Annotated in this window: 14 protein-coding genes and 1 pseudogene; 8 read left to right on the forward strand and 7 right to left on the reverse strand. The window is 72.1% G+C overall.

Annotated features, from left to right (window positions below; translation table 11 throughout):
- Together AOK11_RS02120 and AOK11_RS02125 are read left to right on the forward strand one after the other, a co-directional pair.
- Positions 1 to 1,023, forward strand: a 1,023-nt coding sequence (locus AOK11_RS02120; protein ID WP_055591905.1) for a pectinesterase family protein, incomplete at its 5' end; no start/stop codon positions are given.
- A complete protein-coding gene (locus AOK11_RS02125) occupies positions 1,020 to 2,114 on the forward strand; it encodes a dienelactone hydrolase family protein (RefSeq protein WP_055591906.1) in 1,095 nt (364 codons plus the stop codon). The genes AOK11_RS02120 and AOK11_RS02125, both read left to right, overlap by 4 nt.
- A 24-nt stretch (positions 2,115 to 2,138) precedes the next feature.
- On the opposite strand, the pseudogene AOK11_RS02130 reads toward AOK11_RS02125, so the two are convergent.
- From AOK11_RS02130 to AOK11_RS02140, 3 genes and pseudogenes are all read right to left on the reverse strand, one after another.
- Positions 2,139 to 3,227: pseudogene (locus tag AOK11_RS02130) on the reverse strand (glycoside hydrolase family 43 protein); the annotation flags it as partial.
- A 140-nt stretch (positions 3,228 to 3,367) separates the two neighbouring features.
- A complete protein-coding gene (locus AOK11_RS02135; protein ID WP_420902961.1) occupies positions 3,368 to 4,153 on the reverse strand; it encodes a hypothetical protein in 786 nt (261 codons plus the stop codon).
- 2 nt (positions 4,154 to 4,155) lie between these two features.
- A complete protein-coding gene (locus tag AOK11_RS02140) occupies positions 4,156 to 4,731 on the reverse strand; it encodes a SigE family RNA polymerase sigma factor (RefSeq protein ID WP_055591908.1) in 576 nt (191 codons plus the stop codon).
- A 288-nt stretch (positions 4,732 to 5,019) separates the two neighbouring features.
- Here AOK11_RS02140 and AOK11_RS02145 point away from each other — a divergent pair, with 288 nt between their 5' ends.
- Positions 5,020 to 6,471 (forward strand): NCS2 family permease, encoded by a 1,452-nt coding sequence (locus AOK11_RS02145; protein ID WP_055591909.1) that lies wholly within the window; start codon positions 5,020 to 5,022, stop codon positions 6,469 to 6,471.
- Positions 6,472 to 6,687: 216 nt separating this feature from the next.
- On the opposite strand, the gene AOK11_RS02150 is transcribed toward AOK11_RS02145, so the two are convergent.
- Both AOK11_RS02150 and AOK11_RS02155 read right to left on the reverse strand, forming a co-directional pair.
- Entirely contained in the window at positions 6,688 to 7,170 is a 483-nt protein-coding gene (locus AOK11_RS02150; protein ID WP_206188756.1) for a GNAT family N-acetyltransferase, read from the reverse strand.
- Between the two features lie 2 nt (positions 7,171 to 7,172).
- The gene (locus AOK11_RS02155) at positions 7,173 to 7,946 is read right to left on the reverse strand and encodes an IclR family transcriptional regulator (RefSeq protein ID WP_055591911.1); all 774 of its coding nucleotides are present in this window, start codon (positions 7,944 to 7,946) and stop codon (positions 7,173 to 7,175) included.
- Positions 7,947 to 8,096: 150 nt separating this feature from the next.
- Between AOK11_RS02155 and AOK11_RS02160 the strand changes: the two genes are divergently transcribed.
- The 5 genes from AOK11_RS02160 to AOK11_RS02180 all read left to right on the forward strand — a co-directional run bounded on the left by AOK11_RS02160 (position 8,097) and on the right by AOK11_RS02180 (position 12,921).
- Complete coding sequence (locus AOK11_RS02160; RefSeq protein WP_079034574.1) at positions 8,097 to 9,626, forward strand: aldehyde dehydrogenase (NADP(+)); 1,530 nt, start codon at positions 8,097 to 8,099, stop codon at positions 9,624 to 9,626.
- A 101-nt stretch (positions 9,627 to 9,727) separates the two neighbouring features.
- Positions 9,728 to 10,336, forward strand: a complete 609-nt coding sequence (locus AOK11_RS02165) for a DUF1349 domain-containing protein (RefSeq protein WP_055591913.1) — start codon at positions 9,728 to 9,730, stop codon at positions 10,334 to 10,336.
- A 242-nt stretch (positions 10,337 to 10,578) separates the two neighbouring features.
- Positions 10,579 to 10,935: a GNAT family N-acetyltransferase gene (locus AOK11_RS02170; protein WP_338058901.1), complete on the forward strand. Its 357-nt coding sequence runs from the start codon at positions 10,579 to 10,581 to the stop codon at positions 10,933 to 10,935.
- 75 nt (positions 10,936 to 11,010) lie between these two features.
- On the forward strand, positions 11,011 to 11,721 hold the full coding sequence (locus tag AOK11_RS02175) for a DsbA family oxidoreductase (protein ID WP_055591914.1): 711 nt from the start codon (positions 11,011 to 11,013) through the stop codon (positions 11,719 to 11,721).
- Between the two features lie 138 nt (positions 11,722 to 11,859).
- A complete protein-coding gene (locus AOK11_RS02180; protein WP_055591915.1) occupies positions 11,860 to 12,921 on the forward strand; it encodes an aminotransferase class V-fold PLP-dependent enzyme in 1,062 nt (353 codons plus the stop codon).
- A 140-nt stretch (positions 12,922 to 13,061) separates the two neighbouring features.
- Here AOK11_RS02180 and thpD read toward each other — a convergent pair whose 3' ends face one another.
- Complete coding sequence (thpD, locus tag AOK11_RS02185) at positions 13,062 to 13,973, reverse strand: ectoine hydroxylase (protein ID WP_055591916.1); 912 nt, start codon at positions 13,971 to 13,973, stop codon at positions 13,062 to 13,064.
- Positions 13,974 to 13,979: 6 nt separating this feature from the next.
- The gene (locus AOK11_RS02190) at positions 13,980 to 14,378 is read right to left on the reverse strand and encodes an ectoine synthase (protein WP_055591917.1); all 399 of its coding nucleotides are present in this window, start codon (positions 14,376 to 14,378) and stop codon (positions 13,980 to 13,982) included.
- Between the last annotated feature and the right edge of the window lie 144 nt (positions 14,379 to 14,522).

Raw genomic sequence — 14,522 nt, forward strand, 5'->3', positions numbered from 1 at the left:
CGGGGTCAGCCGGTCGGCCGGTACGGCTCGCCGGCCGACCGGCTGACCCCGGGGACCCTGTACGTGCACCCCGGCGGCGCGGGCGACTTCACCACCGTCCAGGCGGCCGTGACCGCCGCGACCGGCACCGGACGCGTCCTCGTCCTGGCCCCCGGCACCTACCGGGAGACGGTCTCCGTCGACGCCGACCGCACCGGCATGACCTGGATCGGCGCCTCCCGCGACCCCCGGGACACGGTGATCGTCCACAGTAACGCGGCGGGTACCCCGAAGCCGGACGGTTCCGGCCCCTACGGCACCTCCGGCTCCGCCACCACCACCGTGCGCCCCGACGGCTTCACCGCCCGCCGGATCACCTTCGCCAACGACTGGCTGCGCACCGACCTCCCCGGCACCAGCGGCACCCAGGCCGTCGCCCTCAAGGTGCAGGGCGACCGCAGCGCCTTCACCCACTGCCGGTTCCTCGGCCACCAGGACACCCTGTACGCCGACTCCCCGTCCCCGGACACGTTCGCCCGCCAGTACTTCTCCCACTGCTACGCCGAGGGCGACGTCGACTTCGTCTTCGGCCGGGCGACCGCCGTCTTCGAGCACTGCCACTTCCGTACCCTGATCCGCCCGGACCTGACCGGCGCCCCGTACGGCTTCGTCTTCGCGCCCTCCACCGCCGGCGCCAACCCGCGCGGCTACCTCGTCACCAGGAGCACCGTCAGCAGCGAGGCACCCGACGGCTACTACAAGCTGGCCCGCCCCTGGGTGCCCAGCTCCGACACCACCGCCCGCCCGATGCTCATCGTCCGCGACACCCACCTCGGCCCCGGCATCGACGCCGTCGCGCCCTACACCGCCATGGCAGCCGGTCACCCCTGGCAGGACCAGCGCTTCGCCGAGTACCGCAACACCGGTCCCGGCGCCGTGGTCACCGTCCCGGAGAACCGGCCCCGGCTCACCCGGGCCCAGGCCGCCGCCCACACTCCCGAGACCTACCTCGGCGACTGGCACCCCCGGCCGGCCGCGAGATGACCTCTCCTTCCGCCCCCGTCCCCGGCCCGCCCGGACTCCACCAAGTCCTCAAGGACGACCTGACGTTCCCGCTCGCCTGGGGCGCCTCACCCGTCCGGGACTTCGACGCGTGGCGGCGGGCGGCCCGCGGAAAGGTCGAGGAACTGCTCGTCGTCGACGACCAGGACGGCACACCGTACGCGCCCGAGTCCACCGCGGGCCCCGCCGCCCCCGACGACTCCGCGGGAAGCGGCTTCACCCGCGAGTCGGTGACCCTCTCGCTCACCCGGTACGGCAGGACCCTCGGCGTACTGCTCACCCCGTACGGCACCGGGCCCTTCCCGGCCGTGCTGCTCCTGCACGACCACGGCTCCCGCTTCGACATCGGCAAGGAGAAGTGCGTCCGGCCCTGGTACGACGAGACCCGGCTCGCCTCCGCCGAGCAGTGGGCCGCGCGGCACTTCGGCGGACGCTTCGTCGGCGACGAACTCGCCCGGCGCGGCTACGTCGTGCTCTGCCTGGACGCCCTCGGATGGGGCGAGCGGGGGCCGTTGGCCTACGAGCGGCAGCAGGAACTGGCGAGCAACCTCTTCCACCTCGGCTCCTCGCTCGCCGGACTCCACGCCCGCGAGGACCAGCGCGCCGCCGCCTTCCTGGCCGGCCTCGACCGGGTGGACGCCCGCCGGGTGGCCGCCCTGGGCTTCTCCATGGGCGGCTACCGGGCCTGGCAGGCGGCCGCGCTCAGCGACCACGTCGCGGCCGCGGCGAGCGTGTGCTGGATGACCGGGCTGAAGGACATGATGGTGCCCGGCAACAACACACTGCGCGGGCAGTCGGCGTTCCACATGCTCCATCCCGGCCTCACCCGGCACCTGGACATCCCCGATGTGGCGAGCATCGCCGCACCCCGGCCGATGCTGTTCTTCCACGGCGGGCTCGACCGGCTGTTCCCCGCCGACGGGGTCCGGACCGCCTACGGCAAGCTGCGCGCCGTCTGGCACTCCCAGGGCGCCGGGCACCGGCTGCGCCTGAAGACGTGGCCGGACCGCGGCCACGTCTTCGACGAGGAGATGCAGGACGAGGTGTACGCCTGGCTCGCCGCCGTCCTGTGACGCCGGCCGGCCCGGCCGCCCCTACGGGTACGCGGCCAGCAGCCGGTCGTACTCCGCCCGCGTCACCGGGATCACCGTGCCGTGCCGGGGACTGGCGGGCAGCCGGTAGCCGGTGGACGGTGTCCAGCGGCCCGAGGCGAGGTCGGTCGCCTCGAAGGGGAGATAGCCCCGGCCCCCGTACTCGTCGATGAACAGGTACCACTTCTCCTCGGTGTTGGACTTGAACACCGTCGGCCCCTCGCCCCGGCTCATCGCCCCGCTGCCGATGCAGTCGGCGACGAAGGCGTACGACGTCGAGGTCAGGTCCGCCGCCTTCTCTCCGGTGATGAACTTCGAGCACGGGGAGCCGGAGGACGGGTCGCGCTCGTCCTTGGTGTAGCGGTAGTAGGTGCCACGGTGTTCGACCACCGTGGAGTCGATCACCGAGTAGCCGGGGTCGTTCCACACCTTCGGCTCGCTGAAGGTGCGGAAGTCCCGCGTGGTCGCGTAGAGCATCCTGTTGTACGTCGATCCGGTGTGGCCGGGGTCGTCGGCCGCGTACAGCTTCGACGCCCAGAAGACGACGTACGCGTTCCGCGACGCGTCCCAGTGGGCCTCGGGCGCCCAGGTGTTGCCGGCGCTGTCGGGGGAGACCCGCACCAGGCGCTGGTCGGTCCAGTTCACCAGGTCGGTGGACTCCCACACCATGATCGACCTGCTGCCGTGCCGCTGGACCTCGTCCCAGCTGCCGCTGCTGTTCCGGTACATCCTGAGATCGGTGGCGATGAGGAAGAACCGGTCGCCCTCGGGGGAGCGGATCACGAACGGATCGCGCAGCCCCTTCTCACCGGTCGTGGAGGTCAGCACCGGCTGCCCGCCGTTGAGTTCGCGCCAGCTCAACGCGTTGTTGCCGCGGCTGAGGGCGTAGCGGATCTGCTCGCCGTCGGCGGTGCCCTCGCCGGTGAAGTAGGCGAAGAGGTACCCGGCGTACCGCGGGGCGCTCGGGGCGGCGGGGGACTCGGCGTGGTTCACGGGTGCGGCTCCCGGGTGCGCGGTGCCCGGTGGTGCGGCGAGCAGGGCGAGGAGGAGGGCGAGGAACGGGACCAGAAGCGTGCGGGCGGTATGGCGACGCATGACACTTCCTGTGGGGGTCTGATGGATTCTGTTGAGCGGGTGTCCTCGGAGTGTCGCCAGGGGGAGCCTGAGGGTCAACGGGGTGGCGGGAGCCGAAAGTTTCGGGGGTACCGCCCACCGGTGGACGGGCCGGCTCCGGGTCACGACCCCGAATTCCCGGCGCTGTCGGGGGCGTCGGCGTCATCGGCCGTGAATCCGCCCTTCACGGAGAGCCGTTCGCCTCCCGCGGTGGCGGCCGTCGCCGTGCAGGTGTCCTTCCGCGCGTCGCGGCCGCCGCGCGCATGGTCGTACTGGCCGGCGAACACCCACTCGCCCGGCGGGACCGTGCGACCCTCCCTGAGTGTCCAGGTGTAGACGAGGAACCCGCCCCGCTCGCCCACCGTGAGGACGAAGTCCTCCTCGGGCAGCGACCGCCAGGCACCCGTCGACGAGACCCCGCCGGTCTGTGCGACACGCAGCCGCACGGTCAGCGCGGTCAGCCGTTCGCCGGTGCGCAGGGCGACATCGCTCTGCGCCCAGAACTCGTTGCTGTGCGGGTTCACCGCACCGTCCGCACCCAGCGGGCCGCCCCCGGAGCCGGCGGACGGCCGCACCGCGTCGGGCGTCTTCGGTGCCGGCGCCGAGGGCGGCGCGGAGGCCGTCGCCGGGGAGACCGCCACCTGGCGCTGCGGGGGAGTCCGGGCGTCCTTCACCGCGGACGCCGCCGTGTAACCGCCCGCCGCGAGCACCCCGGCCACCGCGGCCGTCGCGCCCACCACCCGGATCCAGCCCGGTTCCCGGGGACGCGCCTCCCGCCGGACCGGCCGGTCCGGCCCGGTCATGCCGCGCTCCACCCGGGCCAGCATGCGTTCCCGGCCGGGCCGGTGCGCCCCGGCCGCCTCCCGCAGCCGGGCGCGCACCTCCTCGGGCACCTTGTCCCGCCGCATCGTCACCGGCCCCCTCCCACGGCAGCCTCGCCCCACGCGGCACGCGCCGCGTGCACCCGTCGCGGCACCTCGGGTGACGGCGTGCCCAGCAGCCGCTGCAGTTCGGCCATCCCCTTCGAGGTCTGGCTCTTCACGGTACCCACCGAGACACCCAGGGCCAGCGCGGTGTCCCTCTCCGACAGGTCGAAAGAGTGCCGCAGCACCACACACGCCCGCTTGCGGAACGGCAGCCGGCGCAACGCCTCCCGTACGTCCACCACCCCCGCGACATCGGGGTTCTCGGCCCGCTCCTCGCGCTGCGACCAGAACAGGGCGATCCGGCGCCGCTCGCGCACCGCGCTGCGTATACGGGTGCGGGCCAGATTGGCGACCACGCCCCGCGCGTACGCCGCCGGATGCTCGGCGGCGCGCACCCGGTCCCAGCGGTGCCACAACGCCAGCAGGGCGTCCGCCGCCAGGTCGTCGGCGGTGTCCGCCTCGCCCGTCAGCAGGGCGGCCAGCCGTGACAGTTCGGCGTAGTGACGCTCGAAGAAGGCATGGAACTCCGCGGCGGTGCTGCCGTCCACGACGGTGCCCACGGACGACCAACTCCCCTCGCGGCGGACCCCGGGCGCCCGGCGGGCGCCAACTCGGGTGTGTACAGGCTTTGTTCACTGTTCGATGCCGTGCGGACCGTACGGATCGCGCGGCCCGTACGGAGGGTCGAACGCTGTGTGACCGGTCGGCATGCGATTCCGTAACAAGGAGAACACCTGAACGCGATGCGGCGTGGGCACAATCCAGCCAGCATCCGTACAGGGATCACTCAGGCGTCGACGAGCACCAATGATCGACGGCAACCACTCAGGCATCGAGGAGAGTTCGCCATGTCCGACTCGCAACAGGTGGCCGACAAGCCGGAATCCCGGCCCCCGACGGGGAACGGCGTCGACCGGTTCTTCAAGATATCGGCACGCGGTTCCACCGTCGGCCGGGAGATACGCGGCGGTTTCGCCACGTTCTTCACCATGGCCTACATCCTCGTCCTCAACCCGCTGATTCTCGGCAGCGCGAAGGACAAGTTCGGCGAACAGCTCGACCCCGTCCAGCTCACCACCGCCACCGCCCTGGTGGCCGCCGTCATGACGATCATCATGGGCGTCGGCGGCAACCTTCCCCTCGCTCTCGCCGCCGGGCTCGGGCTCAACGCCGTCGTCGCCTTCCAGGTCGCCCCGCTGATGGGCTGGGACGACGCGATGGGCCTGATCGTCCTGGAGGGCCTGCTCATCTGCGTGCTGGTGGTGACCGGCCTGCGCGAGGCCGTCATGCACGCCATCCCGCAGGCGCTGAAGCAGGCGATCGGCGTCGGCATCGGCCTGTTCATCGCCCTCATCGGCTTCGTCGACGCCGGGTTCGTCACCCGTGTCCCGGACGCCGCGAACACCACCGTGCCGGTCCAGTTGGGCGGCACCGGCACCCTCGCGGGCTGGCCGATGCTCGTCTTCTGCGCGGGCGTCCTGCTGACCGTCGCGCTGCTCGCCCGCAAGGTGCGCGGTGCCATCCTCGTCAGCATTGTTGTCATGACCCTGGTGGCCATGGTCATCAACGCCCTCGCGGACGTGCCCACCTGGGGGCTGACCACGCCCGCGTGGCCCGACTCGGTGGTCTCCGCCCCCGACTTCGGCCTCATCGGCGACTTCAGTCTGTTCGGCGCCTTCGGGCAGGTCGGTGTCATCACCATCGTCCTGCTGGTGTTCACCCTGGTGCTGTCCGACTTCTTCGACACCATGGGCACGGTCGTCGGCGTCAGCGCCGAGGCCGGACTGCTGGACGAGCAGGGCAAGGTGCCGAACCTCGGCCGGGTGCTGCTCATCGACGGTGCCGCGGCCGTCGCCGGCGGCGCGGCGTCCTCCTCCTCGGCGACCTCGTACGTCGAGTCGGCGGCCGGTGTCGGCGAGGGCGCCCGTACCGGGTTCGCCAACCTGGTCACCGGCGGGCTGTTCGCCCTGGCGCTGTTCCTCACCCCGGTGCTGACCATCGTCCCGCTCCAGGCGGCGGCTCCCGCCCTGGTCGCCGTCGGCTTCCTGATGATGACCCAGGTCAGGCACATCCCGTGGGACCGGTACGACATCGCCATCCCGGCCTTCCTCACCATCGCCGTCATGCCGTTCACCTACTCGATCACCAACGGCATCGGCGCCGGCTTCGTCGCCTACGTGCTGATCCAGGCGGTGCTGGGCAGGGCGAAGGAGATCCACTGGCTGCTGTGGGGGACCTCGGCCCTGTTCCTGGTGTACTTCGCGATCGACCCGATCGAGCAGATCCTGGGCGTGAAGTAGGGCCCGTCCGGCGGTCGGCGGAGCGTCCGGTCCGGCATACGGCCGGGCCCGGCGCCGACGGAAGGTGACGGGCCGCCCCGGGGGGATGGGGCGGCCCGTCACCTGTTCAGACGGCTGGCGGACCGGAAAGGTTCAGCGCCTTGACGAATTGATCGCCCGGAACCGGATTCCGGTCAACTGGCCGCTCGGTGAACGCCGTTCGGAGAGCGGCAGGGGTCAGCCGGCCGACGTGAGGACGAGTTCGTCGGTCTCGGCGCCCCGCGCCGGCGCGTACCCCGTCTCCCGTGCGACGACCCGGAAGCCGCACTTCTCCAGGACCCGCAGCGACCCCGCGTTGTCCGCGGCCACGCGCGCGTGCAGCGGGCGCTCGGTCACCTCGGCCAGCAGGGCGCGCAGGGCGGCGGTGGCGATGCCCCTGCCCCAGTACGCGCGGTCGACCCAGTACGTCACCTCGCGCTCGCCCGGCGCCCCGTACACCGCCGCGTGGCCCACCACGTCGCCGTCGCACAGCACCGTGCGCACGACGACGTCCGGCGCGGTGCGGATACGCGCCCAGTGGGCCTCGAACGCCCTCCGGTCGGCCGGGTCCTCGGCGGTGAAGGCCGCCATGCGCAGCGCCTGAGGGTCGTTCGACTGCCGGTAGAAGACCGGCAGATCGCTGTCGTGCACCGCGCGCAGCGCGATCTCCGGGCCGGTCACGGTCAGAGCCTCCGGGTGGCCAGCGTCAGCCGGTCGCGCGCGTCGAACAGGGCGTCCTTGACCATCTGCTCGTGCGCGGGGGTGAGCCGGGCGACCGGCACCGAGCAGCTGATCGCGTCCCGCGCGGGGGTGCGGTACGCGATCGCCACCCCGAAGCAGCGCAGCCCCAGCGTGTTCTCCTCGCGGTCCACCGCGAAGCCCTGCTCCCGCACCTGGTGCAGCTCCTCGATGAGCTTCTCCCGGTCGGTGATCGTGTGTTCGGTGAGGGCGGGCAGCGTCTCCGGGAGCATCTTGCGCACCTGCTCGTCCGTGTACGTGCTCAGCAGCGCCTTGCCGAGCGACGTCGAGTGCGCGGGCAGCCGGCGGCCGACCCGGGTGAAGGGGCGCAGGTAGTGCTGCGACTGCCGGGTGGCCAGATACACCACGTTGGTGCCGTCGAGCCGGGCGAGGTGGATCGTCTCCGTGGTGTCGTCCGACAGCCGGTCCAGCGTGGGCCGGGCCGCCGCCACGACCTCGTCCCCGTCGATGTACGACGTGCCCACGAGCAGTGCCCTCACGCCGATGCCGTACCGCGTGCCCGTCGCGTCCGTCTCCACCCAGCCGAGGTCGACGAGGGTGCGCAGCAGCATGTAGAGACTCGACTTGGGATAGCCGACGGCCTCCTGGACCGCCGCCAGGGAGTGCATGCCGGGGCGCCCGGCGAAGTACTCGAGCAGTTCAACGGTCCGCACCGCGGATTTGACCTGCGCGCCGCCGCCCGTCTCGCCAGCCGACATGCCCTTGACCCTTCGTTCGACGAGGAGCTGAAGTTATAGTCTCCAACAGCATATTCATCACCAGAGACAGTGTTCAGTATATCGAACACCCCTGGTGGATGACGTACATACTGCGGCATTGCAAGCGGCAGTCAAGCGGAGGGACTCGCGGTGGCAGCAGCACCAGTCTGGAGTGTCGACCCCCGAACCGGGAAGCAGCGGGAACAGGTCGCGGTGGAGGCCACGGTCCAGGAGGTGGACGCCACCGTCCGGGCCGCCCACCAGGCACGGGGCGCACTTGCCGACCGCACCGTCCGCTCGGCCTTCCTGCGCTCGGCCGCCGACGAACTCGAGGCCGCCAAGGGCACGCTCATCGAGGCCGCCGATGCCGAGACCGCCCTCGGACCGGTCCGCCTCACCGGCGAACTCGCCCGCACCTGCTACCAGTTGCGTTCCTTCGCCGACATCGTCGACGAGGGCGCCTTCCTCGACGTCGTCATCGACCACCCCGACGACACCGCGACCCCGCCCGTCCCGGACCTGCGCCGCTACAAGGTCCCGCTGGGTGTGGTCGCCGTCTACTCGGCCTCCAACTTCCCCTTCGCCTTCTCCGTCCCCGGCGGCGACACCGCGAGTGCCCTCGCGGCCGGCTGCCCCGTGGTCGTCAAGGCCCACCCCGACCATCCCGGCCTGTCCGAGCTGGTCGCCAAGGTGCTGCGCCGGGCGGCGGCCCGGCACGGCGTCCCCGAGGGCGTGCTCGGTCTGGTGCACGGCTTCGAGGCCGGCGTCGAGCTGGTCCGGCACCCGCTGGTCGCGGCGGCCGGCTTCACCGGCTCGGTGCGCGGCGGCCGGGCCCTCTTCGACACGGCGGCCGCCCGCCCGGTCCCGATCCCGTTCCACGGGGAGCTGGGCTCCCTGAACCCGGTCCTCGTCACGGAGGCCGCCGCCGCCGAGCGCGCCGAGGCGATCGGTGCCGGGCTCGCCGGCTCGATGACGCTCGGCGTCGGCCAGTTCTGCGTGAAGCCGGGTCTCGTCCTCGCCCCGGCGAGCGCGGCCGGCGACCGCCTGGTCAAGTCCCTGACCGACGCCGTCAGCGACACCGACGCCGGTGTCCTGCTCGACCACCGCATGCGCGACCACTTCGTCGCCGGGGTCGCCGAGCGGACCCGGCTGCCCGACGTGGAGTCCCCGGTGACGCCGGGCGCGGGCGGCGAGCACACCGTCAGCGCCGGCTTCCTCACCGTGCCGGCGAGCAGGCTCGCCGCGGAGGGCGAGCACGACCTTCTCCTGGAGGAGTGCTTCGGCCCGGTCACCGTCGTGGTCCGCTACGAGGACGACGCGGAGGTCCGCGCCGTCCTCTCCCGCCTCCCCGGCAACCTCACCGCCACCGTCCACCTCTCCGAGGAGGAGGGCGCGGGGCAGGGCCGGGGCGCGGAGATCCTCGGCGAGCTGACCCCGCTCGCCGGCCGGGTGCTCGTCAACGCCTGGCCGACCGGTGTCGCGGTCGCCCCCGCCCAGCACCACGGCGGCCCCTACCCGGCGACGACCTCCACCTCCACCTCGGTCGGCGGCACCGCCATCGAGCGCTGGCTGCGCCCCGTCGCCTACCAGAACAGCCCGCAGTCCCTCCTGCCGCAGGAGCTGCGGGACGACAACCCGCTCGGGCTGCCCCGCCGGTTCAACGGCCGCCTGGAGCGCTGACCGCGCACGGCGGAGCAGGTTCGACCGCGTGCACAGGGGGTTCGTCCGGCACGATCTGCCGGACGGGCCCCCGCGCGTGGGGAACCTGCGAGACTCCCCCCATGGACGTGAAGCTCCCAGAACTGCCTTTTCCCCTGCGCACGTACGGTCCCGACGGACACTGGTCCCACGAGGACGGCGTCCTCACCGGCTGGGCCGGACCGCGCCAGGACCGTTTCGTACCGCCCACCGGGGAGGCCCTGGACCCCGCTGCCGACGCACCCCGGCTGCTGGGCGCTCCCGAGGGCGACTTCCAGCTGATCGCCCGGGTCACGGTCGGCTTCGCCGCCGCCTTCGACGCCGGAGTGCTCTACGTCCACACCGGTGAGCGGAACTGGGCCAAGCTGTGCCTGGAGTACTCCCCGGACGTGCCCACCATCTGCACGGTCGTCACCCGGGGCCACTCCGACGACGCCAACTCCTTCACCGTGGACGGCAGTTCCGTGTGGCTGAGGATCAGTCGCACCGGCCGCGCCTTCGCCTTCCACGCCTCCCGCGACGGCGAGCACTGGACCTTCGTCCGCCTCTTCACCCTCGACGCGGAGAAGGAGACGGGAGCCGCCCTCGTCGGCTTCATGACCCAGTCCCCGATGGGCGAGGGCTGCGTGGTCACCTACGACCACATCGAGTTCCGGCCGAACTGGCCGCAGGACCTGCGCGACGGCAGCTGAGGGCGGCAGCGGCGGGAGCGGCGGAGCCCTGTGGCCCGGGCGGGGCGCCACCGTCCGACAGGGAACCGCCGTCCCGCCCGCGCATCTCCTGAGCCGCATGACCGCAACGCACCGGACCATGGATTCCCCGGTGATCAGGACCGCCCTCGCCGCCGAGGCCGCCGACATCGCCGCGCTGCACCTGAGGGCCCGCTCCGCGTACCGCCCGGACGGCATCCCCGAGGACGGCACCGGCCGGCCGTATGGAGGGGGCCGTCACGCGGCCCGAGGGGCGGGTCCTGTGCGCGGTGCGGGACGGACACCTCGCCGGCCTCGCCTCCTTCCGCACCCCGCCGGACGCTCCCGCCGGCACGGTCAGGCTGTTCCAGTTCCACGTCGCCCCCGACCACTGGCGCACCGGCATCGGCACGGCCCTGCGCACCGCCTGTGTCGAGGAATGGCGGGCGAACGGTCTGCGCACCGCCGTACTCGACGTGCACGTCGACAACCGCCGCGTCCAGGCCTTCTACGCCCGCCTGGGCTGGACCCCCGACCCGGCCCATCCGCACGCCCCCGACGACCACCACCTGTACCCGCGCTTCGCGGTGCCCGGGGAATGAACCGCACTGGTTGAAGGTTCACGCAGTCAGCGGAGGGCGTCTCCGCGCCCCTACGACTGGGAGAGTGCCTCAACGATGCGTGTCGAGATCTGGTCGGACATCGCCTGCCCCTGGTGCTACGTGGGCAAGGCCCGCTTCGAGAAGGCGCTCGGCGAGTTCCCGCACCGGGACGACGTCGAAGTGGTGCACCGCTCCTTCGAGCTGGACCCGGGCCGGGCCAAGGACGACACCCAGCCCGTCCTCTCGATGCTCACCAAGAAGTACGGCATGAGCCAGGCGCAGGCCGAGGCCGGCGAGGACAACCTGGGCGCCCAGGCCGCCGCCGAGGGACTGCCGTACCGCACCCGGGGCCGTGACCACGGCGGCACCTTCGACATGCACCGCCTGCTGCACTTCGCCCGCGAGAAGGGCCGCCAGGTGGAGCTGCTCGACCTGCTCTACCAGGCGAACTTCGCCGAGGAGCGGTCCGTCTTCGGCGACGACGACCGCCTCCTCGAACTCGCCGGCGCCGCCGGCCTCGACACCGACGCCGCCCGCGCGGTCCTCGCCGACCCGGAGGCGTACGCCGCCGAGGTGCGCGAGGACCAGCGGGAGGCCGCGGAACTCGGCGCGCGGGGCGTGCCCTTCTTCGTCCTCGACCGCACGTACGGTGTTTCCGGCGCCCAGCCCGCCGAGGTGTTCACCCAAGCGCTGACCCAGGCCTGGGACGCGCGTCCGCGGCTGAAGACCGTCGAGGGCGAAGCGGAGGTCTGCGGTCCCGACGGCTGCGCGGTGCCGCAGACCTGACCGGCCGCGCCGAAACCGCCGAGCCGAACCCACCGCCTCGCGTCTTCGCAGGTCAAGACGTATCCATAAGGGTTCCTTGGCGGTTTCGTGCAGAACAAGCCGATGGACGGGGAGATCCCAGGGCCGCAGAGTGGTCCCATGGAGACCTTCGAGACCTTCGAGCATCTCGTCCGTGCCGAGTTCACCCCGAAGAACACCTTCCTGAACACCGCCGCCAACGCTCTCCTGCCCGCCCGTACGGTGACCGCCCTCGGGGACGCCGTGCGGCTGAGGGCCGAGGGCGGTCCGCTGGATCCGCTGTACGACGACGTCGAGGCGAGCCGGGCCGCGTACGCCCGGCTGGTCGGCGTCCCCGTCGAGCGCGTGGCGGCCGGGGCCGGCGTCACCCTGTACACCGCGCTGATCGCGGCCTCACTGCAGCCGGGCGCCGAGGTGCTCACCGTCGAGAACGACTTCGCCTCGGTGCTCAACCCGTTCCACGTCCGCGGCGACCTCAAGGTGCGGGCCGTGCCGCTGGAGCGGCTCGCCGAGTCCGTCGGCCCGGACACCGCCCTCGTCGCCGTCAGCGCCGTGCAGTCCGCCGACGGCCGGATCGCCGATCTGCCCGCGCTGCGGGAGGCGGCCCGGGAACACGGCGCGCGTACCTACGTCGACCTCTCCCAGGCCATCGGCTGGCTGCCGGTCGACGCCGGTGCCTTCGACTACTCCGTCACCATCGTCTACAAGTGGCTGCTGGGCCCGCACGGCGGAGCCTTCCTGGCCGTACCGGAGGACTTCGGCGACCTGGTCCCCGTACAGGCGTCCTGGGCCGCGGGGGAGGAACCCTGGGCCAGCTGCTACGGGCCCGTCGCCGAACTCGCCCACTCCGCCCGCCGGTTCGACACGAGCCCCGCCCTCTTCACCTACGCGGGGCTGCGGGTCTCCCTCGAACTCGTCGAGGAGATCGGGGTGGACGCCGTCCACGCCCACGATGTCGCCCTCGCCGACCGCTTCCGGGCGGGGCTCGTCGCGCGGGGCCACGAGCCCGTGCCCTCGCCCGGTTCGGCCATCGTGTCCGTGCCGGGACTGGGCCGTCTCCAGCCGGAGTTGAGCAGGGCGGGCTTCGCCCTGTCCGACCGGGCCGGCCATCTGCGGGCGTCCTTCCACCTCTACAACACCCCGGCCGACGTGGACCGGTTGCTGGACGCGCTGCCCGGCTGAGCCGCGCGTGCCCACCCGGGGCCGCCCGGGTGACCACGGGCTGCGCGGGCCGGGAACGGCAGCGGGCCGGTGCCCCCCGTCCCACACGAGGAGGCCCGGCCCGCAGTCATGGTCACGCCGGCGCGTTCAGGCCGGCGTGGTCACCTCACCGGAGTGAAGTCCCGGGCCCCGATGTACTCGGGCCGCCGGACCGGCGCCGCGAACGGCTCCACGGCCGTGTTCTCGACGCTGTTGAACACGATGAACACGTTGCTGCGCGGGAACGGCGTGATGTTGTCCCCGGAGCCGTGCATGCAGTTGCAGTCGAACCAGGTAGCCGAGCCGGCCTTGCCGGTGAACAGCTTGATGCCGTGCTCGGACGCCAGCGAGGTCAGCCCCTCGTCGGAGGGCGTACCCGCGTCCTGCATCTGCAGCGACTTCTTGTAGTTGTCCTTCGGCGTGGCCCCCGCACACCCGAGGAACGTCTTGTGCGACCCCGGCATGATCATGAGCCCGCCGTTGGTGTCGAAGTTCTCGGTGAGCGCGATCGACACCGACACCGCCCGCATCCGCGGCAGTCCGTCCTCGGCGTGCCAGGTCTCGAAGTCCGAGTGCCAGTAGAAGCCACTGGCCCCGAAGCCCGGCTTGACGTTGATCCGCGACTGGTGGACGTACACGTCGGAGCCGAGGATCTGCCGGGCCCGGCCGACGACGCGCTCGTCGCGCACCAGCCGCGCGAACACCTCGCTGATCCGGTGGACCTCGAAGACCGACCGGATCTCCTTGGACTGCGGCTCGACGATCGACCGGTCGTCGGCCCGGATCGCCGGGTCGGAGACCAGCCGGTTCAGTTCGTCCCGGTAGACGGCCACCTCGTCGTCGGTGATCAGCTGATCGATGGCGAGGAAACCGTCACGCTCGAACGACCCCAGGTCGGCCGGAGCGATCGGGCCGGGGGCGTCGGGGGCGCCCCAGACGACCGGGTCCTGCCGGGGGGTGAGCACCTCGGCGTTGCCTCGGGTGGGATAGAGGTCGGGGACGTGAGTCTGGGTGCTGACGGCAGCGGTGGTCATGGAACCTCACACCTCCTCGGTGAGCAGCGGGTATACGCCGTTCTCGTCGTGGTCCTCCCGTCCGGTCACGGGCGGATTGAAGACGCAGATGCAGCGGAAGTCCTTCTTGACCCGCAGCGTGTGCTTCTCGTGCCCGTCGAGGAGGTACATCGTCCCGGGCGTGATCGTGTGCGTCAGCCCGGAGTCGTGGTCGGTGAGTTCGGCCTCTCCTTCCACGCAGACGACGGCCTCGATGTGGTTCGCGTACCACATCGACGTCTCCGTACCGGTGTACAGGATGGTCTCGTGCAGGGAGAAGCCGACGTTCTCCTTGGCGAGGACGATGCGCTTGCTCTCCCAGGTACCGGACGCGGACTTCACGTGCCGGTCGGTACCTTCGAGCTCCTTGAAGGAACGGACAATCACGGTGCTGCGATGCCTCCTCGGTGATGGTGCCGGTGGTGCCCGCCGTCCGTCCGGGTCCCGGGCCGAGGCCCGGGACCCGGACGGTTCAGCGGACGGTTCAGGGGGTCCACCCTGTTCGGGTGGCCCGGACGGACCGGAGTATTC

Origin of the sequence: Streptomyces hirsutus (genome assembly GCF_001418415.1) — a bacterium.
In the GTDB taxonomy this organism is placed as follows: Bacteria; Actinomycetota; Actinomycetes; order Streptomycetales; family Streptomycetaceae; genus Streptomyces; species Streptomyces hirsutus.

Coding starts and splice junctions, on each gene's coding strand:
- AOK11_RS02125 (WP_055591906.1), top strand. CDS start 1,020: ATGACCTCTCCTTCCGCCCCCGTCCCCGGCCCGCCCGGACTCCACCAA.
- AOK11_RS02135 (WP_420902961.1), bottom strand. CDS start 4,153: ATGCGGCGGGACAAGGTGCCCGAGGAGGTGCGCGCCCGGCTGCGGGAG.
- AOK11_RS02145 (WP_055591909.1), top strand. CDS start 5,020: ATGTCCGACTCGCAACAGGTGGCCGACAAGCCGGAATCCCGGCCCCCG.
- AOK11_RS02155 (WP_055591911.1), bottom strand. CDS start 7,946: ATGTCGGCTGGCGAGACGGGCGGCGGCGCGCAGGTCAAATCCGCGGTG.
- AOK11_RS02165 (WP_055591913.1), top strand. CDS start 9,728: ATGGACGTGAAGCTCCCAGAACTGCCTTTTCCCCTGCGCACGTACGGT.
- AOK11_RS02170 (WP_338058901.1), top strand. CDS start 10,579: ATGGAGGGGGCCGTCACGCGGCCCGAGGGGCGGGTCCTGTGCGCGGTG.
- AOK11_RS02175 (WP_055591914.1), top strand. CDS start 11,011: ATGCGTGTCGAGATCTGGTCGGACATCGCCTGCCCCTGGTGCTACGTG.
- AOK11_RS02180 (WP_055591915.1), top strand. CDS start 11,860: ATGGAGACCTTCGAGACCTTCGAGCATCTCGTCCGTGCCGAGTTCACC.
- thpD (WP_055591916.1), bottom strand. CDS start 13,973: ATGACCACCGCTGCCGTCAGCACCCAGACTCACGTCCCCGACCTCTAT.